The sequence below is a fragment of the Delftia sp. WSY_16 genome (assembly GCF_043104415.1).
In the GTDB taxonomy this organism is placed as follows: Bacteria; Pseudomonadota; Gammaproteobacteria; order Burkholderiales; family Burkholderiaceae_C; genus Comamonas; species Comamonas tsuruhatensis.
Window position 1 is genome coordinate 143,698 of record NZ_JBICKS010000043.1, and the last position, 21,134, is coordinate 164,831.

21 protein-coding genes are annotated in these 21,134 nt (G+C 67.1%); 8 read left to right on the top strand and 13 right to left on the bottom strand.

All coding sequences use genetic code 11. The annotated features are described in order from the left end of the window. Positions 1-259 precede the first annotated feature (259 nt). Both ACF8O7_RS26590 and ACF8O7_RS26595 read right to left on the bottom strand, forming a co-directional pair. On the bottom strand, positions 260-751 hold the full coding sequence (locus ACF8O7_RS26590; protein WP_046988640.1) for a response regulator transcription factor: 492 nt from the start codon (positions 749-751) through the stop codon (positions 260-262). 691 nt (positions 752-1,442) lie between these two features. Continuing rightward, positions 1,443-1,997, bottom strand: a complete 555-nt coding sequence (locus ACF8O7_RS26595; protein WP_017407357.1) for a MarR family winged helix-turn-helix transcriptional regulator — start codon at positions 1,995-1,997, stop codon at positions 1,443-1,445. A 117-nt stretch (positions 1,998-2,114) separates the two neighbouring features. Here ACF8O7_RS26595 and ACF8O7_RS26600 point away from each other — a divergent pair, with 117 nt between their 5' ends. Both ACF8O7_RS26600 and ACF8O7_RS26605 read left to right on the top strand, forming a co-directional pair. Then, positions 2,115-2,966 carry an EamA family transporter gene (locus tag ACF8O7_RS26600; protein ID WP_034367241.1) on the top strand — a complete coding sequence of 284 codons (852 nt, stop codon included), beginning with the start codon at positions 2,115-2,117 and terminating at the stop codon, positions 2,964-2,966. 45 nt (positions 2,967-3,011) lie between these two features. Beyond that, the gene (locus ACF8O7_RS26605) at positions 3,012-3,647 is read left to right on the top strand and encodes a nitroreductase family protein (protein ID WP_016453668.1); all 636 of its coding nucleotides are present in this window, start codon (positions 3,012-3,014) and stop codon (positions 3,645-3,647) included. Positions 3,648-3,675: 28 nt separating this feature from the next. On the opposite strand, the gene ACF8O7_RS26610 is transcribed toward ACF8O7_RS26605, so the two are convergent. Beyond that, positions 3,676-4,035, bottom strand: a complete 360-nt coding sequence (locus tag ACF8O7_RS26610) for a hypothetical protein (protein ID WP_016448140.1) — start codon at positions 4,033-4,035, stop codon at positions 3,676-3,678. 280 nt (positions 4,036-4,315) lie between these two features. Between ACF8O7_RS26610 and nikR the strand changes: the two genes are divergently transcribed. From nikR to ACF8O7_RS26625, 3 genes are all read left to right on the top strand, one after another. Beyond that, positions 4,316-4,774, top strand: coding sequence for a nickel-responsive transcriptional regulator NikR (gene nikR, locus ACF8O7_RS26615; RefSeq protein ID WP_016448139.1), 459 nt, complete (start codon positions 4,316-4,318; stop codon positions 4,772-4,774). An 89-nt stretch (positions 4,775-4,863) separates the two neighbouring features. Beyond that, positions 4,864-6,927, top strand: coding sequence for a TonB-dependent receptor (locus ACF8O7_RS26620; protein ID WP_392444763.1), 2,064 nt, complete (start codon positions 4,864-4,866; stop codon positions 6,925-6,927). A gap of 11 nt (positions 6,928-6,938) precedes the next feature. Then, positions 6,939-7,661, top strand: a complete 723-nt coding sequence (locus ACF8O7_RS26625; protein ID WP_392444765.1) for a DUF4198 domain-containing protein — start codon at positions 6,939-6,941, stop codon at positions 7,659-7,661. A gap of 63 nt (positions 7,662-7,724) precedes the next feature. On the opposite strand, the gene ACF8O7_RS26630 is transcribed toward ACF8O7_RS26625, so the two are convergent. After that, positions 7,725-8,747, bottom strand: coding sequence for a tripartite tricarboxylate transporter substrate binding protein (locus ACF8O7_RS26630; RefSeq protein ID WP_392444767.1), 1,023 nt, complete (start codon positions 8,745-8,747; stop codon positions 7,725-7,727). Beyond that, positions 8,744-10,066: an arylsulfatase gene (locus ACF8O7_RS26635; protein ID WP_392444769.1), complete on the bottom strand. Its 1,323-nt coding sequence runs from the start codon at positions 10,064-10,066 to the stop codon at positions 8,744-8,746. The genes ACF8O7_RS26630 and ACF8O7_RS26635 overlap by 4 nt, the downstream gene beginning before the upstream one ends. A gap of 150 nt (positions 10,067-10,216) precedes the next feature. Here ACF8O7_RS26635 and ACF8O7_RS26640 point away from each other — a divergent pair, with 150 nt between their 5' ends. Next, entirely contained in the window at positions 10,217-11,113 is an 897-nt protein-coding gene (locus ACF8O7_RS26640) for a LysR family transcriptional regulator (protein WP_392444772.1), read from the top strand. A gap of 56 nt (positions 11,114-11,169) precedes the next feature. On the opposite strand, the gene ACF8O7_RS26645 is transcribed toward ACF8O7_RS26640, so the two are convergent. Continuing rightward, a complete protein-coding gene (locus tag ACF8O7_RS26645) occupies positions 11,170-12,468 on the bottom strand; it encodes a D-amino acid dehydrogenase (protein ID WP_016448135.1) in 1,299 nt (432 codons plus the stop codon). A gap of 114 nt (positions 12,469-12,582) precedes the next feature. On the opposite strand from ACF8O7_RS26645, the gene ACF8O7_RS26650 reads away from it, so the two are divergent. Beyond that, entirely contained in the window at positions 12,583-13,068 is a 486-nt protein-coding gene (locus tag ACF8O7_RS26650; protein ID WP_012204957.1) for a winged helix-turn-helix transcriptional regulator, read from the top strand. A 332-nt stretch (positions 13,069-13,400) separates the two neighbouring features. Further along, entirely contained in the window at positions 13,401-14,630 is a 1,230-nt protein-coding gene (locus tag ACF8O7_RS26655; RefSeq protein WP_392444775.1) for a DUF11 domain-containing protein, read from the top strand. 25 nt (positions 14,631-14,655) lie between these two features. Here ACF8O7_RS26655 and ACF8O7_RS26660 read toward each other — a convergent pair whose 3' ends face one another. The 7 genes from ACF8O7_RS26660 to ACF8O7_RS26690 form a co-directional block, all read right to left on the bottom strand. After that, positions 14,656-15,246, bottom strand: a complete 591-nt coding sequence (locus ACF8O7_RS26660) for an HD family hydrolase (RefSeq protein ID WP_016448132.1) — start codon at positions 15,244-15,246, stop codon at positions 14,656-14,658. 46 nt (positions 15,247-15,292) lie between these two features. Then, a complete protein-coding gene (locus ACF8O7_RS26665) occupies positions 15,293-16,153 on the bottom strand; it encodes a phosphodiesterase (RefSeq protein ID WP_392444777.1) in 861 nt (286 codons plus the stop codon). Then, a complete protein-coding gene (locus ACF8O7_RS26670; protein ID WP_016448130.1) occupies positions 16,140-17,201 on the bottom strand; it encodes an ABC transporter ATP-binding protein in 1,062 nt (353 codons plus the stop codon). The genes ACF8O7_RS26665 and ACF8O7_RS26670 overlap by 14 nt, the downstream gene beginning before the upstream one ends. Continuing rightward, positions 17,191-17,958: an ABC transporter permease gene (locus ACF8O7_RS26675; RefSeq protein ID WP_126312014.1), complete on the bottom strand. Its 768-nt coding sequence runs from the start codon at positions 17,956-17,958 to the stop codon at positions 17,191-17,193. Before ACF8O7_RS26675 ends, ACF8O7_RS26670 begins: the two co-directional genes overlap by 11 nt. 119 nt (positions 17,959-18,077) lie before the next feature. After that, the gene (locus tag ACF8O7_RS26680) at positions 18,078-18,935 is read right to left on the bottom strand and encodes an ABC transporter permease (RefSeq protein WP_203399536.1); all 858 of its coding nucleotides are present in this window, start codon (positions 18,933-18,935) and stop codon (positions 18,078-18,080) included. After that, entirely contained in the window at positions 18,932-19,957 is a 1,026-nt protein-coding gene (locus ACF8O7_RS26685) for an ABC transporter substrate-binding protein (RefSeq protein WP_017407209.1), read from the bottom strand. Before ACF8O7_RS26685 ends, ACF8O7_RS26680 begins: the two co-directional genes overlap by 4 nt. Positions 19,958-20,036: 79 nt before the next feature. Continuing rightward, a complete protein-coding gene (locus ACF8O7_RS26690) occupies positions 20,037-21,026 on the bottom strand; it encodes a LacI family DNA-binding transcriptional regulator (protein ID WP_392444780.1) in 990 nt (329 codons plus the stop codon). Between the last annotated feature and the right edge of the window lie 108 nt (positions 21,027-21,134).

Sequence of the window (21,134 nt, forward strand, 5' to 3'; positions counted from 1 at the left end):
TAAAAGGCGAAGAGATATGAGCCTCTGCAGTCGTTCAAGGCTCGCGCCGATATTTCATGTCAACCGCGCAAACCTTAAATGCAATGGTGCCTGCTGAAGCCGCCATAAGGAGATTGCTCACCCTCCGGTTGATCCAAAGTCGCGAAAGTCAATGTCCGATATTCGTTGTGCTCATCATGCCCAATTGCACCAGGAGGGTGGAATACTTCCAATGTCGTATTCGGTGGGTACGGACAGGCGATGCGCGCTGGCCTGGATATCAGGTGTCGCCGCCATTGCGAGTTGCCGTTGGCGCGAATGTCTGCAACTGGGCGGTGCTTGTCAGGCCCAGTTTGCGCAGAATGTTTTCGCGATGCTTGCGCACGGTCAAGTCGCTGAGGTAAAGCGAACGTGCGATCTCCTTGCTGGTGTGTCCCGCCAGCACGTGCGCCAACACCTCCTGCTCGCGCGGAGACAGAGGGAGCGGTGAGCGGGCAGCGCTCAACCAGCCTTGCCGCCTGGCATGCGTGACGAGTTCTACGGCATTGCGCAGGCCCAGCCGTGTACACATATTGCTGCGGTGCTTGCGTACCGTGTGTTCGCTGATGCCCAGCGTGTGCGCAATGTCCTTGCAACCAAGGCCTTTGGCCATCGCTTCGAGTACATCGATTTCGCGCGCAGTGAGTGCAGACGCGATGACTTCATCTGCTGTTGGATGCTCAGCATCGAGATGGCATTCGCTATTTGCCAAAGCTATTTCCGATATGTCCATGGTATGTCTCCCATTTTCTATGTGCCGATGCCATAGGGCCATTCCACGCCGAAGCCTCGGCGAGACTGCTTTGCACAGTGCCGTTTGAAAGATTGAATAACTCGCTAAAGGGCCTGTTTACCGACTGAATAAACTGGCGTCATGCCATTCGTGTAGAAATTGTGCGGTAAAGGATCAGCCGGAAAAAGCCTGAACATTGGACGATTGAAAATCGCGCGCATTCAGCCTGCGGCAGCCTTTTGTATCCAAGGCGGGAGATTAGTAAACCATTATCAAGATGGTGTGGTGCGTTGAGGGAGTATCAAAGTCGTTTGAGAATCTGTTATCGCCATTTCACCGTTGGAATGGACATCTTAGTGGAAATCTCTGGCGAAATCATTACATCTGGCTACAAAAGTTCGACACCAAGGTTTTTGCAGCAGATTGTGGGAAAGCCAATGGTCTTCTGTGGGTCGCGCTTGTGTGATCAGGATTTTCTGGCACTGCCCATCCGAGTCCAGGATGCGGGCTGTAGCGCAGGTCTTGAGACATGCGGGTAAGCAATTGCTGCCATGGCGTATCGAGAAGCGGCTGGGTGCCTGCGATGTGCTTCAAGGGAAGCACCTCTTTTGCCAAAAGCGTTCCCGGGTCATGACGAAGGGCGTGAGCACCACGACCGTCGCCAGTTCCAACGACCTGGATAGACGCCATTTCAAGGGGCAGGGCGGGTGCCCTCGTCAGGCCCGCCCTCCAGCACGCGCAGCAGCAGGGAGAGCCTCTCATCCAGCTCGGCCAGTTCGGCGGCAGGCATGGGCGCCAGCATGGCGCGCTCGTTGTCCAGGTGCGCTTCCACCGCGCGGTCTATCAGCTCCAGCCCCTGGTCGGTGAGCTGCACCAGCATGCTGCGCGCGTCCTGCGGGTTGGGCAGGCGCTGTACCAGGCCGCGCGTCTCCAGACTTTTCATGCGGTGGGTCATGGTGCCCGAGGTGACCATGAGCGTGGAGAACAGGGCCGTGGGCGTGAGGCAGAAGGGCGCGCCCGAGCGGCGCAGCGTGGCCAGCACGTCGAACTCCCACATGGTCATGCCGAAGCGTGCAAAGCATTCCTCCAGCCGTTGCTCCAGCAGGGCAGCGCAGCGCTTGATGCGGCCTATGGGGCCCATGGGGCTGGGGTCCAGGTCCGGGCGTTCGCGGCGCCATTGGGCCAGGATGGTGTCGACATGGTCGGGCAGGCGTTGGGAGGAGGGTTGGGAGGGGGGGTGGGTCATTTGTCTTGATTTTAAGATAAATCGTGCATAATGGGTTTGTCTTGAATTGAAGATAAACCCATGTCCTCCTCCTCATCGTCCTGTGCCTCCACGGCTCCTGCTGCAGCCAGCGCTGCCATGTCATGGCGCGACATCCTGCTGACCGCGCTGGCGCCCGCCATCTGGGGCTCCACCTACATCGTCACTTCCGAACTGCTGCCGCCGGACCGGCCGTTCACGGCCGCGCTGATCCGCGTGCTGCCGGCCGGGTTGCTGCTGGTGCTGTTCACGCGGCGGCTGCCAGCGGGTTCGGGCTGGTGGCGGCTGGCGGTGCTGGGCGCGCTGAACATCGGCGTGTTCCAGGCGCTGCTGTTCGTGGCGGCCTACCGCCTGCCGGGCGGGCTGGCGGCCGTGCTGGGCGCCGTGCAGCCGCTGCTGGTGATGGCCCTGGCCTGGGGGGTGGATGGGCGCTCCCCCGCGCGGCTGACGCTGTGGGCCGCCGTGGCGGGCATTGCGGGCATGGCAGTGCTGCTGCTGTCGCCGCAGACGGTGTTCGAGCCCGTGGGCATGGCGGCGGCGCTGGCCGGCGCGGTGTGCATGGCGGCCGGCACCTGGCTGACGCGGCGCTGGCGCGTGGATCTGCCGGTGCTGGCGCTGACGGGCTGGCAGCTGCTGTTTGGCGGGCTGATGCTGCTGCCGCTGGCCTGGTGGGTGGATGCGCCGCTGCCCGCGCTGTCTCTCACCCAGCTGGGCGCCTATGCCTACCTGTGCCTGGCCGGCGCGCTGCTGGCCTATGTGCTGTGGTTTCGCGGCATCGGGCGCCTGCCTTCGGTGGCCGTGTCTTCGCTGGGCCTGCTGAGCCCGCTCACGGCCGTGGTTCTGGGCTGGGCGCTGCTGTCGCAGTCCATGACGGGCATGTCCTTCCTGGGCCTGCTGGTGGTGCTGGCCAGCGTGCTGGTGGTGCAGTGGTCTGCTTCGCGCGGCGCCTGAGTTTCTGGCATCGAGGTTCCTCTTTTTTCCCACCGAGCGTTTCACATGACTTCTTCCGAACTTTCCTCCATGCCCATCGGGCAGGCCATCGCTTCGCGCATTTCCGCAGACCGTTTCGAGCCGGGCCGCCCGCTGGCCGATGAGACGCTGGCCGCGCTGGTGGCCCAGGCCTCGCTGTCCCCGTCGGCCTACAACCTGCAGAACTGGCGCTTCATTGCCGTGCGCACACCCGAGGCCAAGGCGCGCCTGAAAGCCGCCGCCTATGGGCAGCAGAAGGTGGAGGACGCCTCTGCCGTCTTCATCGTCTGCGGCACGCTGGCCGCCCATGCGCGGCTGGCGGAGTTCTTGCAGCCCAGCGTGGACAGCGGCGTGATGAGCCAGCGCACGGCCGATGGCTGGGTGGCGCAGGCCCATGCCGCGCATGCGGACAACCTGCAGCTGCAGCGCGACGAGGCCGTGCGCTCAGCCTCGCTGGCGGCCATGACGCTGATGCTGTCCGCCCAGGGCCTGGGGCTGGCGAGCTGCCCCATGGTGGGATTCGATGCGGAACTGCTGGCAGCGGGCTTTGGCCTGCAGGCCCACGAACTGCCCGTGATGCTGGTGGCCGTGGGCCACGCGGCCGGCACGCTGCGCCCGCAGAAGGCGCGCAGGCCGCTGGCCGACATCCTGGCCTACGCCTGAGCGTGGGATGGGTTGGCGGGGTGCAGGCTCAGCTGGCAGGCTGCAGCTGCATGCCCAGGCGCGAGAACAGGATCTGCCGGCCGTCGCCCTGCAGGCGCTGTATCACCATGCCACCATCGCGGTGCAGGTAGATGCGCAGGGCGCTGCCGTTGCCGGGATCGTGGTCCAGGTAGCAGGGGTCCTTGTCCAGGTCCTTCCAGCCATGGGGCTCGACCAGCCGGCGGCCGGCGATACGGCGCAGCTCGGACTCGGGCGCCGCGAAATAGGTGTGGGTCTGCAGCCACAGCGTGCGCAGCTGTTCGAAGGCCTGGTCGCGAGAAGAACAGGCGGGCGCAGCCTCCAGCAGGGACAGCAGCATGTCCAGAAGCTGATCGAATGAATACTGCATGCCGCGCCCCTTTCAGCGATCGACGGTGCGCACCGCGCATCCTCGATCAGCGTAACCGGATATGGCGCGAATGTGAACAAAGCATGACCGTGGTGGTTTGTCGCTATTGCCAGTCCGTACCGACAGTGATTGGCGCGGCTGTTGCATGTGGGGCATGTGAGGCAGTGGGGCAAGGGCCTGGATGGCCGGACAATGGCCGGCAGATCCGGCGTGATGCCTGTCTTTTGCGCCTGCCCCGCTGTTGCCGCCATCTTCCTGTTTCCCTTCACTTGTGCTGCCCATGGAACGCTTCACCATCTCCATCGACGACGACCTGGCCCGTGATTTCGACGGCTGGATCGCCGCGCGCGGCTACGACAACCGCTCCGAAGCCATACGCGACGTGCTGCGTGCCCACCTGGCCCAGGTGCGCGAGCGCGAGGACGCCGACGGCCTGTGCGTGGCCAACCTGTCCTATGTCTACAACCACCACGAGCGCGATCTGTCCGAGCGCCTGGCCAGTCTGCAGCACGACCACCATGAGCTGCACATGGCCACCACGCACGTGCACCTGGACCACGAGCAATGCATTGAAACCGTCATGCTGCGCGGCCCGGCCAGCGCCGTGCGGCGCTTTGCCGACACCATCACGGCCGAGCGCGGCGTGCACCACGGCCAGCTCAACGTGGTGATGGTGCGCAGGGCAGAGCCTGGCGGGCACGATCACGCGCACCACCATCCGCATTCGCACGACGATTGAGCCAGCCCGGGGCCGGGCGCCTTGCGCAGCCCCTGTCATGCAGGTCGGTATGAAGTTTGCTTTTTTCTTCATACAACTCCTGGAAACGCATGACACATCCCCTGAATTCCCCTTCCCGGCGCCTTGCCGTGCACCAGATTGCAGCAGCTGGCCTGCTGGGCCTGGGTTGCATTCCCCATGTCGGTGCACAGCAGGCGGGTGACGCCACGGCCAGCCTGCAGCCTGTCGAGGTCAAGGGCCAGACCGCGCGCGGCGCCTCGGCCGCCTACACCACCAGCGTGATCGAGGCCGAGGACATCGCCAACGCCCATGTCAGCCATCCGCAGGAGCTGCTGCGCCAGGTGCCGGGCATGAATGTGCAGAACTACCAGCTGTCCGGCGTGGGTGACGCCATCGTCATGCGCGGCTTCGGCGGGGGCGGGCACGGCGGCGACGTGGGCGTGGTGCTGGACGGCATTCCCCTGAACGAGGCCATGTCGCATGCCGACGGCTATGTGGACCTGGGCGTCATCGTGCCGCTGGAGATGGAGCGCATCAGCATCTACAAGGGGCCGGTGTCGGCGCTGTACGGAAACTTCAACCGCGCAGGGCTGATGGCGATAGAGACGCGCAAGCAGGGCGACTACACCCCCTACCGCGAGGCCGACGTGAGCATGGCCTCGCACGGCACGCTGGACGCTCAGGCGGCGCTGGGGCTGAAGCCGGGCGATGGCGAGTTCCTGAACCTGGCGGCCCAGCACTACCGCACGGACGGTTTCCGCGCGCAGTCGCAAATGCAGCGCAGCACGGCATCCCTGCGCTGGAGCAAGCGGCTCTCGTCGCAGCTGGAAGTGGCGCTGTCGGCACGGCTGCACCACGGCGAGGGCGACTCGCCTTCGTACCTGACGGCGGGGCAGTTCGCACGCGATCCGCATGGCATCGATCCGCGCGCCATGAACGATGGCACGCGCAAGAACTTCGCCACGCTGCGCGCCGATGTGCAGTACGCGCTCTCGCCACGGCTGACCTGGCTGGGCTATGCCTACACCACGCAGCAAAGCTTCACGCGTTGGTTCAGCCGGCCCATCGACGCACTGCAGTGGCGCCAGCGCGAGGAAAGCTATGACCGCGCCGTCTACGGCGCAGGCACCAGCCTCAATGGCCGCCATGCCACGGCGCTGACCCCGATCAACTGGGTGGCGGGTCTGGAGGCCGTGCGTGAGTCCACCGACTACCAGTTCTACGATGGCCTGCAGTGGCGCGAGCGCACGGGCGCTGCCCTGGATGACCGCAATTCCAGGCTCAACACCCTCTCGGCCTTTGCCGAGGTGGATGCGCCCGTTCACCGACTGCTGCAGCTGTCCGCCGGCCTGCGCTGGGATCGCTTTACGGGCGGCTGCCGTCCCAACGGCCCTGAGGCGGGCAGCGACCCCTGCGGCCCGCTGGCGCGCACCTCGCATGCCAGCCCCAAGCTGGGCCTGCGCTCGCAGGTGGCGCCGGGTGTGCTGCTGCGCGCCAGCTGGTCCGAAGGATTTGCGCTGGCCAGCGATTTCGCCAAGTACGCGCTGGGCGCCGCGCAGCTCGATCCCAACATCTTCCGCCAGACTGAAGTGGGCGCGCAGATCAAGCCCATGCCGGGCCTGGCGCTGGATGTGGCCGCCTATAGGCTGCAGTCCTCGGGCGAGATCCGCAACGTGGCGCCCGGCGTCTATGAGAACTTCGGCGCAACGCGCCGCACGGGCGTGGAGGCCAGCGCGCTGTGGGCCGTGCGCAAGAACCTGGACCTGCAAGTGGCCTGGGGCAGCGCCCATTCGCGCGTGACCGAGAACGGCAACCCGGCCCTGGTCGGCAACCAGGTGGCCGGCGTGCCCCGGCAGACCGCCACCGTGGGCCTGGCCTGGCGCCCGCTGGCGCAGTGGGAGGGCACGCTCACCTGGCGCCGCGTAGGCCGCTATGCCGTCACCGCCGACAACAGCGTCTTCTATGGCGGCTACGCCACCTGGGACCTGGGCCTGAGCTGGCGCCTGCCTTCGGCGCGCAGCCGCATCTACGCCGTGGTCTCCAACCTGGGGGACAAGGCCTATGCCACGTCGGCCTCGGTCATCCGCGGCGTGCCGCTGTTCGCGCCCGGCGCGCCGCGCACGCTCAAGGTCGGCGTGCAGACGCAGTTTTGAGGAAACCCCAAATGAGAAACACGTACATGACAGCCCGCCATCCCTTCGCCGCCGCAGCGTTCGCTGCGCTGCTGGCCTGCGCACCGCTGGCCCAGGCCCACAACGTCTGGCTGGAGCCCGACGCCGACGGCGCCTACACCGTGCAGTTCGGCGGCCATGAGGGCCAGCTGGAGAACTTTGCGGCCGGCAAGCTCAAGAGCGTTGAGGCCTATGACGCGCGCGGCCGCCGCATCGACGTGGCCGTGCAGCCCGTGCCCGGCGGCGCCCGCGCCACGCCGGCCCGCAAGGCCGCGCTGCTGGCCGCGCATTTCGACAACGGATTTTTCAGCCGCGTGGGCGAGGGGCCGATGCTTGAAAAGCCCATGACCGAGAACCCCGGCGCCACCAGCGGCGTGCATGCGCTCAAGTTCCACAAGACCATCCTCGAATGGGGCCCGGTCACCCGCGAGAAGCTGGGCCAGACCCTGGAGATCATCGCCAAGACCCGCCGCTCGCCCCACGCGGGCGAGCCCCAGCAATTCCAGGTGCTGCTGAACGGCCAGCCCCGGGCCGGCGTGCGCGTGTCGCTGGGAGAAAGCGGCCCGCCACTGGCAACCGATGCCGACGGCCTGGTGACCGTCACACCGCGTGCCGGCATGAACCAGCTGCTGGCCATCGTGCGGCTGCCTGTCTCCGGCGATGCGCGCACCACCAGCCTCAGCTACGAATACCTGCTGGGGTTCTCGGCGCATTGAAAGGGGCTGGCGGCCCGGCCCTGCCCGGCGTGGCCCGGCCTGGCGTGGCCCGGCGCTGTGGGGTCAGTCCAGCGCCAGGCGCCGGTCTGCAGCCAGCTTCTTCCACTTGGCGTTGTCCTGGGACATGAAGCGCTGGATCTCGGGCAGGGACATGGGCGTGGCCACGGCCCCTGCGGCCTGCAGCGTGGGGCGCAGCTCGGGCGACTGTATGGCCTGGTTGATCCATTGGTTGAGCTGGGCCAGCCGCTCGGGGGGCGTGCCGGAGGGCACGGCCACGGCATACCACTGGGTGGCCTCGTAGCCGGGTACGCCGGCCTCGCGCATGGTCGGTACATCAGGCAGGCTGTCTATGCGCGTGGCGCTGGTCACGGCATAGGCCTTCAGCCGGCCCGACTGGATGTGCGGCAGCACGGGCGTCACGCCCAGCATGGCCAGGGGGATCTGCCCGCCCACCACATCGGTCACGGCCTGCCCGCCGCCCTTGTACGGCACATGCACCATGCTGGTGGCCGCCAGGGCGTTGAGCAGTTCGCCTGCCAGATGCTGGGAGGTGCCCGTGCCCGAACTGGCGTAGCTCCACTGGCCCGGTTTGGCTTTCATGGCGGCTACCAGTTCGCCCAGGCTGCCGGCCGCACCCGGGGCAGGGCCCACCAGCACCATGGCGCCCCGGGCCATCACGGCCACGGCGGTCAGCTCGCGGCCCACCTCGGGCTGGCGTGGGCCGGACAGCTGCGGTCCGGGCACGGAGACCAGGGTCAGGCCATCGGCAGGTGCCTTGGCCGCCACCTGCAGGCTGATCGCGCCCGAGGCGCCCGGCCGGTTCTCCACCACCACGCTGACACCGGCCCTGGCCTCCAGTTGCCGGGCCACATGGCGGGTCAGCACGTCCAGGCTGCCGCCGGGCGCAAAGCCCACGATCCAGGTGATGGGCTTGCCCTGCGGCGCGTGCGCCGCCGGCTCGGCCGCGCGGGCCGTGGGCAGTGCAAGGGCCAGCAGGGCTGCGGCGGCCAGGGGGCGCAGTGCATGGCGGCGGGTGGTCGGCAGGCGGCCGCTGGCCTGCGGGGCGGGTAGGGGTGCGCAGGTCATTGGTCGGGGGCGCCGGGCGCGGTGTTGGGGTGTGCCTTGCAGCTTTCGTTGAAGCGCTGGACCATGGTCAGCATGGGGTTGAGCACCCAGGTGTTGAAGATCAGCACGTCATGCTCCTCCTTGGGATCGCGCACGATGTTGAACAGGTAGGGTGACTCCAGCTTGCCCTTGCTCTCGTTGACCTCGGGCTCCCAGTAGAAATGCAGCTTCCAGTCGCGCCACTTCGCGGCCCGCAGCTGGTCCTTGATGTAGAAGAGAAAGCCCTCGCGCGCGGACCGGGGCTCGCCCAGCAGGAAGGCCGTCTGGTCCAGACCGTCGATGGGCCGGTCCTGCGGCACGGCGGCGCCCGCCACCGCCGCCAGGGTGGAGAAGATGTCGGTCACGTGCATGATTTCATTGCTGGTGCGCCCGGCCTGGATGCGGCCCGGCCAGCGTGCGATGAAGGGCACGCGCAGGCTGCCCTCCATGGCCGTGTGGTAGGTGCCGCGCCAGGGGCCGGCCGTGCCGCGGTAGGGCTGGCGGAACTCGGGGCCGTTGTCGCTGCAGAAGATGAACAGGGTGTCCTCGCGCAGGCCGAGCCGGTCGATCTCGTCCGAGATCTGGCCCACGCGGTGGTCCATCTCCACCATGGAGTCGGCAAAGTCGCCCTGGCCGGTGCGGCCCGCGAAATCCGCATGCGGCAGCGTGGGAAAGTGCAGGTGCACCAGGGGCAGGTACAGAAAGAAGCGGCGGTCCCGGGCGTGGTTGCGGCGCATGAAGTCCAGCGAGCGCTCCACCAGCTCGGCATCGATGTTGCGCCGCGATTCCAGGTCATAGACCTTGACATCGTCCGAGGGCGCGCCCGCGCGGCCTTCCATGATGTGGGGCAGGGGGGCCACCAGGGGGTCGTAGCCCGTGGTCGCGGTGAACTGGCTTTCGTCCGTGGTGCGGGGAACGCCGTACCACTCATCGAAACCCCGGTCCGAGGGATAACGGCCCGGAATGTCCCCCAGATGCCATTTGCCGAAATGCGCCGTGGCATATCCCTGGGCCGACAGCAGCTGGGCCAGCGTGGTCTCGCCGCGCGTCAGGCCCTGTGGCAGCCCGGCCGGCACCGATTGCAGGGCACCCGTGCGGATGGGGTGGCGCCCCGTCATCAGGGCCGAGCGCGTGGGCACGCAGTCGCTTTCCACATTGAAGTTCTGCAGCAGCAGTCCCTCGCAGGCCAGCTGGTCGATGCGCGGAGTGGGCGCGCCGCGCAGCGCACCGCCGCCGTAGCAGCCCAGCTCGCCCCAGCCCAGGTTGTCCGCGACGATGAGCACGATGTTTGGTGGGTTCATGATGTGGCTCAAATAGTTTCCATGCCAAAACTCTAGCCACAAGCCCTGTCTTGGTGATAACCAAACCAGCGAAAATCGATGCACATCTGGAATGGCTTTGCTCGGCAAGGTAGCAAGCTTTCTCGTTTTTCTTCGTTGACAAGGAATGGCATGACGGGATTTGCCTATAACGAGCTGGCCTGCTTTCTGGCCGTGGCCGAGCATGGCCATTTCGGGCGTGCGGCCGCTGCCCTGCAACTGACCCAGCCGGCCGTCTCCAAGATCGTGCGCCGCGTGGAGCAGGGGGTGGGAGCGGCCCTGTTCACGCGGGGAACGCATGGCGTGGCGCTGACCAGCAGCGGCCAGATGTTCATGGAGCCCGCGCGTCAACTGGTGCTGCGGCATGAGGAGACGATGCGCGCCGCCAGCGACATCCAGGCCCAGCATGTGGGCCTGATCCGCCTGGGCTTCACGCAGGCCACCTCGGAAAGCCGCGCCACCCGCGCCGTGGCCGAGCTGCTGCGCCGCCGCCCCGGCCTGCGCGTGCGGCTGACCGTGGGCAAGTCCGACGACCTGGAGCGCGCCCTGCTCGACGGCAGCCTGGACCTGGCCGTGGTGCCGTCCTACCCGGGCCATGCCACGCGCTGCGCCCAGGTGGTCATCGGCGAGGATGAGCTATGGGCCGCCGCACGGCCGCGCCACCCGCTGTTCCAGCTGGCGCTGGAGCAGGGCCTGAGGTTCGGGCATTTGCAGGGCTACTCCTGGGCCTTGCCGGCACCGGGCGCCGCCGTGCGCAAGGTGGTGGACGAGGCCTTCGCGGCCCAGGGCCTGGGCGCGCCCACCGTGGCCCTGGAGATCCAGCACAACACCGAGGCCACCATCGACATCGTGGGCCAGACCGACCTGCTGTGCTACGTGCCCAGCCATGTGCTGCGCAGCAATCCCGAGCGCCTGCAGTCCCTGCCTATCCCCGAGCTGCGCACGCGCCGCAGCTGGCTCCTCATCAGCCACCCCAAGGCCCATTGGTCGCCGCTGATGTCCGCGCTGCGGGACCTGACGCTGGGGTAGCGGCCCGCTCAGCAGGGCCGGGGCAGGCCGCCTCCAGTGTTCAAGGTGTCTTGCGCTCAGGCGGAGACGGGGGTGGAACTGCCCCCCAGGTGCCGGGCCGGCCGGTGCGTGTAGCGGTCCAGGGCCAGGCCGTCGGTGCTGATCTCTGGGCTGCGGCCGGTGATCAGGTCGGCGATCAGCCGGCCCGAGCCGCAGGCCATGGTCCAGCCCAGCGTGCCGTGGCCGGTGTTCAGGAACAGGTTGGAATAGCGCGTGGCGCCGATGATGGGCGTGCCGTCCGGCGTCATGGGCCGCAGCCCGGTCCAGAAGCTGGCGCGCGCCACATCGCCGCCCGGGAACAGGTCGTTGACCACCAGCTCCAGCGTGGCGCGGCGGCGCGGGTCCAGGCGCAGGTCGAAGCCGCCCAGCTCGGCCATGCCGCCCACGCGGATGCGGTCGTCAAAACGGGTGACGGCAATCTTGTAGGTCTCGTCCAGCACGGTGGACTGCGGCGCCAGCGCCGGGTTGCCCAGCGGCACGGTGAGCGAATAGCCCTTGACGGGGTAGACGGGCAGGTCCAGCCCCAGCGGCTCCAGCGCCTGGCGCGAGTAGCTGCCGAAGGCCATCACATAGCGGTCGGCGGTCAGCAGTTCGCCATTGACGCGCACGCCGGCAATGCGGCCGCCTTCGACCACCAGGCCATCCACGTTCTGGTTGAAGCGCAACTCCACGCCCAGGCCGGTGGCGATGCGGGCCAATTCATTGGTGAAGCGGTGGCAGTCGCCGGTCTCGTCCTTGGGCAGGCGCAGGCCGCCGGTCAGCCGGTCGCGCGCCTGGGCCAGGGCGGGCTCCACCTGGGCCAGCTGGTCGCGGTCCAGCAGTTCGTAGGGCACGGCGCATTCGCGCAGCACGGCCACATCGCGCTCCACGGCGTCCAGCTGGGCCTGGGTGCGGAACAGCTGCAGCGTTCCGCCCGTGCGCTGCTCGTAGGCGATGCCGGTGTCGGCGCGCAGCTGCTGCAGGCAGCTGCGGCTGTACTCGGCCACGCGCATCATGCGTTCCTTGTTGACGGCGTAGCGCTGGGCAGAGCAGTTGCGCAGCATCTGCGCCATCCAGCGCAGCTGGAACAGGCTGCCGTCCAGGCGCACGGCCAGCGGCGCGTGTTCCTGCAGCATCCACTTCAGGGCCTTGAGCGGAATGCCGGGCGCCGCCCAGGGCGTGGAGTAGCCGGGCGAGACCTGGCCCGCGTTGGCAAAGCTGGTTTCGGACGCGGGCGCATCCTGCCGGTCCAGCACCGTGACCTCGGCACCGGCCCGCGCCAGGTAGTACGCACTGGTCACGCCGATGACGCCGCCGCCAAGAACAAGGACTTTCATGGGATTCACCGCCAAGTCAACAAGATGAAATCAAAGTCTATTGACGATGAGGCAGTGGAAACCACTGAAATATTGCTACTCTCCAGTGATTGATAAGCCCCGGGAATCGCCGCCATGGCCGCCAAAAGTGAAAACCGCGTGCTCGACCGCACCGACCGCAAGATCCTCGACATCCTGCAGCGGGACGGTCGCATCTCCATGACCGAACTGGCCGAGCAGGTCAGCCTCTCGGCCACGCCTTGTTCGGAGCGCGTGCGCCGCCTGGAGCGCGATGGCGTGATCACGGGTTACCACGCCCACCTCTCGCCCGAGGCGCTCGGCAAGACGCTGCTGGTGTTCGTGGAGATCAAGCTGTCGTCCAAGTCGGGCGAGGTCTTCGACAAGGTGCGCCAGGAACTGCTGCACGTGCCCGACGTGCTGGAGTGCTTCCTGGTCTCGGGCAGCTTCGACTACCTGGTCAAGGCCCGCCTGGGCGGCATGCGCGAGTACCGCCGCCTGCTGGGCGACATCCTCAAGAAACTGCCCGTGCCGGCCGAGTCGCACAGCTATGTGGTGATGGAAGAGGTCAAGGAGACGCTGGCGCTGCCTGTGGATCGGTGAGGGAGCCGTCCTCGGCGTTCCAGGGTCGGATCTACCCCTATTCCTTATTGTTATTTACTGTTTGAAACGTTTGTCACAATAGATTTGATTCAAATGGGGTATTGTGCGATCCCATCCAAATGGATATTGGACGGCAGATCGGTTGTTATGGAGTTCCGCATTCATCGGTGCTCTCCGTTGAAAAGTAGGCAGGACGGCAACTTGCAGTTCCATTCCAATGGCGGTATTGCAAATATTTGTCATTGAATGGTGAATTTTTGGGATTGTTGATTTTTAAAGTTCAATGCCAGTGATACCTTGATAGTGCAAATCTATCTATCACTGGGAGTTCTATGAAAAATCACGCCCTCATGGCTGCCTTGATGGCCGGTGCAGCAATCTCGGCCTGCCCACCCGCCAGCGCGCAAGTGACGCGTTACTTCGGGGAGATGAGAACCTCCTACTCGGATTTCCAGGATCGCACGGCTTGTCCCCTGGGGCCTCACGGCTCATGCCAGGATTTTCCGAGGACCGCCCGCCTGGCCGGCTGGTTTGAAACGGCCGCACCCTTGCAGCCCGACCTGGACGAGAGCGAAATAAGGGCGCTGGTCACTTCCTATAGTTTCTCGGACGGATTGACCACCTACAGCAGTGCCGACCCGGATGTGCGCGCATTCATATTCAGGGTTTCCACGGACAGTGGGTCCAATATCGTGAGAAACAGAATCCACCTTCAACGCTGGCTGACGGGAAACAATCCGCACCGCTCCATCAATGGCGTTGGCCCGGGTGGATCTCCCAATGATGTGGATATGCTGAGCCGGTTTGAAATGGCCACGGAACAGGTGGCGGCCGTGAATAACGCGATGTGCGCTTCCCTGTTCTCGGAAACATCCCAGCAGGTCAGCCATTCGGGTGAGAGCGACACCTGTCTGGGGACCTATGAGATGCCCGACAACGGCGTGTCCGTTGCGTGGACCGGGGCGCCCGTGCAAAACCAGAACGTCATGTCCTGGCACAGGGAGGCCGTGCATCCTGCCCTGTCGTTGACCCACAGCATCTCGCCCGCAGGCCAGGTGCAGGCGGGGCAGGAGGTGCGCTACACCATCACCGTCAGGAATACGGGGACCGTGGCCGCCACCCAGGCGCAGATTGCCGACAGCCTGCCGGCCGGCCTGGAGCGCGCCACCTGGACCTGTACGCCCGGCGCCAGCACGCCATGTCCCGTGGCGTCAGGCTCCGGATCGCTGGCGGTCACGGTGCCCGTGTTCGCGGCAGGAGACTCGCTGGTGTTCACCGTGATGGCCAGCGTGTCCAACCCGGCGCCCGCAACCATTACCAATGTGGCCACCGTGGATGCCGGGGACCCGTCGGTGCAGTGCATGCAAGCAGGGCAGGTCGTGGGAACGGTGCCGTGCATGGCTTCCGCGTCCATCAATACGGTGGCAGCTTTCCCCGGCGGTGGACAGGTGACCCCCGTGCCGACGCTGCAGCACACAGCCCTTGCGGTCCTGAGCCTGCTGGCCGCAGCCATCGGATGGAGGGGGCTGGGGCGGCGCCAGCGGGTCGGCGCGGGCCGCTGACGCGGCCACAGGGGCGCTGGCGCAGCTAGGTCGCGCTGGCGTCCTGCGCGGCGGCGCCCATTTTCTGGCGCGTGTCCTCGTCGAGCAGGCTGCGTACCTGGGCGAACAGAGGATCGGCGCCCGTGTACTTCCTGCCGTAGCCCAGGTTGAAGCCGTAGTCGAAATCCTGCGGATTGATCCCCTGGTTGTGCTGCAGGATGGTCTCCAGCTTGTCCAGGGCCTTGACGGCGCGGGCCTCGGGCGTGGCGGCGTCTTCGTACTCCTGCCACAGGGCCATGATGGCGTCGCGGTGCCCGGGCTGCAGCGAGCGGGTCAGGTGCAGCAGGTCGGCCTTTTCCTGCGCGCTCTTGTCGGGGTGCTGGTTCTTTTCCACGGCGGGGATGTCGCCGTGGATGGCCTCGCCCAGGTCGTGGATCACGCACAGCTTGAGCAGCTTGAGCATGTCCAGCTGTGCGAACTGGTCCTCGAAGGCGATGGCCATCAGGCACAGGCGCCAGCTGTGCTCGGCCGTGCTTTCGGTGCGGCCGGTGGAGGTGTGGGCGCTGCGCAGCACGCTCTTGAGCTTTTCCGCCTCGCGCAGGAAGTCCAGGCGGCCCTTGATGTTGTTGATATCCATGGCGGATATTCTCGTCGGCTTTCACCAAGGCCGCGCGCGTCCGGGCTCAGTCGATCAGCCGCCCCTGCGCATCCCAGAACGGGTGCGGTCCGTCAAACTGGCCGCTGGCCACGGCATGGCTGACCAGCCGGCCGCCGGGCGGCAGGGCGTGCAGCATGAAGCCGGGCGGCTCCAGCGTCCAGGCCGATGCGGCGTCGGGCGCCAGGTCCAGGCAGACCTGGTGGGCGGGCGCAGGCGAGGTCATGGCCACCGTGCCGCCAAAGGCGACCTGGATGCTGCGGTGCAGGTGGCCGCAGATGACGCGCTGCACGTTGGGGTGGCGGCGCACCAGGTCTTCCAGCGCCTGTGCACCCTGCAGCAGGCCGATCTTGTCCATGTGGCCTATCAGGGTCTCGAAGGGCGGGTGGTGCATGGCGATGACCACGGGGCGGCCTTCGCTGGCGGCCAGTTGCAGCTCCAGCCATTGCAGGCGCTTCTCGCACAGGGTGCCCTCGCTGTGGCCGGGCACCACGGTGTCCAGCGCGATCAACCGCAGATCGCCGATGTCCACGGCGTACTGGATGAAGCCTTCGCTGCGCAGCCAGGTGTGCTCGGGAAAGGCGGTGCGCAGCGCGTCGCGGTCATCGTGGTTGCCGGGCAGCAGGTAGACGGGCAGGGTGCCCAGCGGTGCCAGCAGGCTGCGCAGGTGGGCGTATTCGGCAGGCCGGCCGAAGTCGGTCAGGTCGCCGGTGATCACCAGGGCGTGCGGCTGCTGGGGCAGGGCCTGCACGCTTTGCACCGTGCGCTCCAGGTATTGGGCGGTATCGATGCGGCGGTAGGTCAGGCGGCCGGGTTCGCGGATGTGCAGGTCGGTGAGCTGGGCCAGGAAGGTGGTCATGGAGGGGCGCAGGGTTTCAGGCGTGGGCATGGTTGGGCATCCATTGGTGAGGGGCGATGCGCAAGGCCACGCGGTCGCCCGATTGCGCGGCGTGGTCGCGGGCCACGTCGGCCATCAGCGGCGTGTGGCCCGCCAGTTCCAGCGTGAGCTGCAGGCGGTCGCCCAGGAAGACGCGGCGCGCCACCGATGCGGGCACGGCGCCCGGCGTGCCGGCGGCGCAGACCTCGATGTCTTCAGGGCGCAGCAGCAGCCGGGCCGCGCCCGTGCATTCGGCCGGACAGGCCAGCTCCATGCCGGCCAGCGCCAGCCGGTTGCTGCGCGCATCGTCTTCGCTGCGTTCGACCTGGTTCACGCGCCCCAGGAAGGTGGCGACAAAGGGATGGGCCGGGCGGCGGTACAGGCTCTCACCGTCGCCCACCTGCAGGATGCGGCCTGCCTGCATCACGGCCATGCGGTCGGCAATGGCCATGGCCTCCTGCTGGTCGTGCGTGACGTGGACGGCGGTGATGCGCAGCTGGCGCAGCAGCTGCGCGAGTTCGTCACGCAGGGTTTCCTTGAGCTTGGCGTCCAGCGCGGTCAGCGGCTCGTCCAGCAGCAGCACGCGCGGGCGCGATGCCACGGCTCGGGCCAGGGCCACGCGCTGGCGCTGGCCGCCGGACAGTTCGGCCGGGCGCTTGTGCTCCAGGCCGTTCAGGCGCACCAGGTCCACCAGTTCGCCCACCACGCGGCGCTGCTCCTGCTCGGACACGCCGCGTATGCGCAGGCCGTAGGCTATGTTGGCCTGCACGCTCATCTGCGGGAACAGCGCGTAGTGCTGGAACACCATGCCCACCTGGCGCTTTTCTATGGGCACGCGGGTGACGTCGGTGTCGCCGAAGGCGATGCGGCTGCCCGCATCCGGCGTCTCCAGCCCCGCGATGATGCGCAGCAGCGTGGTCTTGCCGCAGCCCGAGGGTCCGAGCAGGGCCAGCACCTCGCCGGGCTCCACGCGCAGGTCGGTGGCCTGCAGGCCGCGCGTTCCGTCGGCATAGGTCTTGGCGCATTGCCGGATGTCGATGGCGACGCTGTTACTTTCCATAATGCTTCTCGATGAAATGCCCCAGCGCCTGCAGCAGCCACATCACGGGCAGGATGACGATGAGGAAGATGAGGGTATAGGCCGAGCCCACCTCGATGCGCATGGACGCATAGCTGTCGGCCAGGCCCACGGGCAGGGTGCGCGTCAGCGGCGTGTGCAGCATCCAGGTCAGGTTGAACTCGCCCATGGACAGGGTGAACACCATCAGGCAGGCAGCCACGATGGCGGGCAGCACGGCAGGCACCAGCACGCCCAGGAAGCGCTGCGCGAACGAGGCGCCCAGGCTGCGCGCAGCCTCCTCCAGCGCCACCAGCTCCTGGCGGCGCAGCGCCGAGCCCACCATGCGCACCATGAAGGGCAGGGTGAACACCACATGGCCCACCAGGATGAAGGCAAAGCTCTGGCGGAAGGCGGCCACGCTGCCATAGGCCAGCAGCAGGGCCAGGGCGCTGGCCAGGCCCGGAATGGCCACGGGCAGGGTCAGCAGTTCCTCGAAATGCCGGGCCCAGGGCGAGCGGCTGCGCGCCAGCGCATAGGCGCAGGGCACGCCCAGCACCAAGGTCATGGCCACGCAGGCGCAGGCCAGCAGCAGCGACATCAGCACGGTATTGCCGTAGCCGGCCCAGACCTCGGCCAACCAGCGCGTGGTCAAGCCGCTGGCCAGGCCCTGGCCGTAGTTCTGCACCAGCCCGGCCAGCACCGACAGCAGCATGGGAGCCAGCATGAACACGGTGACGGTGGCCGTCACCAGCCACATCAGCGGCGGCATTTTTGGCCGCCGGGCCCCCCCAAGGCAAAAAGCGGCCCCTTCGGGGGGCAGCGGACCTTGCGCTGCAAGGGCAGCGTGGGGGCTATTTTTTTGTGTAGTCCGCATGGTCAGACTCCCGAGGCGGCCGGACCCGCCCAGCGCCGCGACAGCCACAGCACCAGCCAGGTGATCAGCCCCAGGCTGATCGACAGGCTGGCGGCCAGGGCGAAGTTGGCGTAGTTGGTGAACTCGTTGTAGATGGTGATGGGCAGCACCTCGAACTTGCTCGACAGGGTGAAGGCCGTGCCGAAGGCTCCCACCGACGTGGCGAACACGATGGCGCCGCAGGCCAGCGTGGTGGGCAGCAGCTGCGGCCACCACACATCGCGCGCCACGCGCCAGCCATTGCCGCCCAGCGAGCGCGCGGCCTCCTCCAGGTGCGGGTCCAGCGCCTCGGCCGCTGCCGTGTAGGAGGCAATGGCGCGCGGCAGCGAGAAGTACAGGTAGCCCAGGAACAGGCCCAGCAGCCCGTAGGCGAAGGTGATCCGCTCGCTGCCCAGGGCCACCGACAGGTCGGCCAGTGCGCCCTGGCGCCCGCCCAGCAGGATGATGAAAAAGCCGATGATCACGCCCGGAAACGACAGCGGCAGCGTCAGCAGCGACAGCAGCAGGCCGCGCCCCGTGAAGCGGTGGCGCGCCAGCGCAATGCCCATCACCGCGCCGATCAGCAGCGTGGCCAGGGTCACGGCCAGCGACAGGGCCAGCGTCTGCAGCAGGCTTTGCAGGTACAGCGCGTCGGTCAGCGTGGCGAAGTAGGTGCGCCAGCCTTCACGCGCCGGCAGCGCCAGCAGCAGGCCGGCCGGCAGCAGCCAGAACGCCGCGAAGAAGGCCACGGCCGGCGCGCTGCAGGCCAGCAGCAGCGCGCGGGCGCGCCAGTCGCCTGGCGCTTGGGAGGAAATGCCCACGATGCAGTCCGCCCGGCTCAACGCACTTCACGCAGGTAGCGCGTGGAGAAGCCCTTTTGCACATCGGCCATCTTCTGGTAGTCCACCGAGGTGGCGCGTGCGTACTCGCTGGCGGGCAGGAAATGGCCGGCCACCTCCTTGGGCAGGGCCACGTCGCGCACGGGGCGCAGGTAGGCGTTGGCCCAGATGGACTGGCCCTTGTCGGACAGCACATAGTCCAGCACCTTCTTGCCGTTGTCCGTGTGCGGCGCCTTGTTCACCAGGCTCATCACATAGGGCATGACCACGGTGCCTTCCTTGGGGATCACGAAGTCCACGTCGGCCTTGTCCTTGTAGCGGGCGCGGTAGGCGTTGAAGTCGTAGTCCAGCAGGATGCCGATCTCGCCCGACAGCAGGCGTGCATACGAGGTCTGCTTGGGCACGATGGGCTCGTTCTTCTGCAGCTTCTTGAAGTAGTCGATGGCGGGCTGGAAGTTGTCCAGCGTGCCGCCCATGGCCTGGTTCACGGCCACGGCGCCCACATAGCCCACGAAGGCCGATGCCGGGTCCAGGTAGCCGACCAGGCCCTTGTATTCGGGCTTGAGCAGGTCTGCCCAGGACTGCGGCACGGGCTTGCCGCCCAGCGCCGCCTTGTTGACCATGAAGCCCAGCGTGCCCGAATGGATGGTCACCCACTCGCCCTTGGGGTCCTTGAGGCCGGCGGGAACCTGGTCCCAGTGGGCGGGCTTGTAGGCGGCGACCACGCCGTCTTTCTGCGCCTGGATGGCGAAGGTCACGCCCAGGTAGGTCACGTCGGCCACGGGGCTGGCCTTCTCGGCCACCAGCTGGGCCAGCGACTGGCCGGAGTTCTTGTTGTCGGGCGGCACGGTGATGCCGGTATCGGCCTTGATGGCCTTGATCTGCGTGCCCCAGTCGGCCCATTCGGGCGGGCAGTTGTAGCAGATGGCGCTCTGGGCCAGCGCCGTGCCGCAGACGGCGGTGGTGGCGGCCAGCAGGGCAAGGCGCTTGAAGGAGAGCTTGAAGGGGAGGGCAGTCAGTTTCATGGTGCGTACTCGAAGAGGTGGTGGAGCGTGGGAAAGGGAAGGGCGCGGCCTTGGCTTGCGCGGGCCGCTGTTGTTGGTTTCAGAGCCGGCAGGACTCGCCGCTGCGCCAGCCATGCGGCAGGCACAGGCTGTCTTGCGCGGCCAGGGTTTTCTTGCCTGCCAACGCATCGCACAGCAGGCGCACGCAGGCCGAGCCGATCTCGTGGTTGGGCTGGGAAATCGAGGCCAGCGAAGGCGTGAGATCGTCGGCCATGGCAATCCCGTCAAAGCCGACCACGCTGAGGTCCGCAGGCACGCGGAACCCGGCCAGCGATGCCGCGCGGATGGTGCGTATCGCCAGCAGATCGTTGCTGCAGACAATGGCCGTGGGCGGGGCCTGCTCGCTCAGGTGCTGCTGCAGCATCTGCACGGCGGTGGCGGCAAAGGGCACCTCCCAGACCGGCAGCGGCGCCAGGCCTGCGGCCTGCATGCCCAGCGCATAGCCACGGCAGCGCTGCTGGGCGCGGTCGGACGCCTGCAACTGGCCCGTGACCATGCCGATGCGGCTGTGGCCTGCCGCAGCCAGGCGCAGCACCAGCTCCCTGACGGCGCCCGTGTTGTCCACGCCCACGCAGGCATGCTCATGGGTGTGGTGATAGGCCAGCACATAGGGCTTGCCGGCCTGGCGCACACGCGCCAGCGCCGCCGAATCGCCAGGGTTGGAGACCACCAGCACCAGCGCATCCACCCCGCTGGCCAGCAGCCGCGTGGTGGCCGCGTCTTCACCGGCGTGGTCGTATTCGGTGGTACAGGGCGAAATCGCATAGCCGCGCAGCGCCGCCTGTGAGGCAATGCCCTGCAGGCACTCGGCAAACACCGGATTGGTGAGCGTGGGCAGCACCACGCCCAGCACCTTGCTGCTGCGCGTGCGCAGCGTGCGGGCGCTGGCATTGGCCACATAGCCCACTTCCTGCGCCACACGCAGCACCGTGCTGCGCGTTTGCGCATTGACCACCTCCGGCGAATTGAAAACCCGCGAAACAGTGGCGACGGACAGGCCCGCGCGGCGTGCAACCTCGGTGATGCTCATGGATGTAAACGATTTCTTGAAAACGTTTACATTGCACCCGCTGCGCGTGACGGTGCGGTGACGGAGATTTGAAGCTTTTGTGGCAGCCAGGCGTTTGGCGGCTTGGGC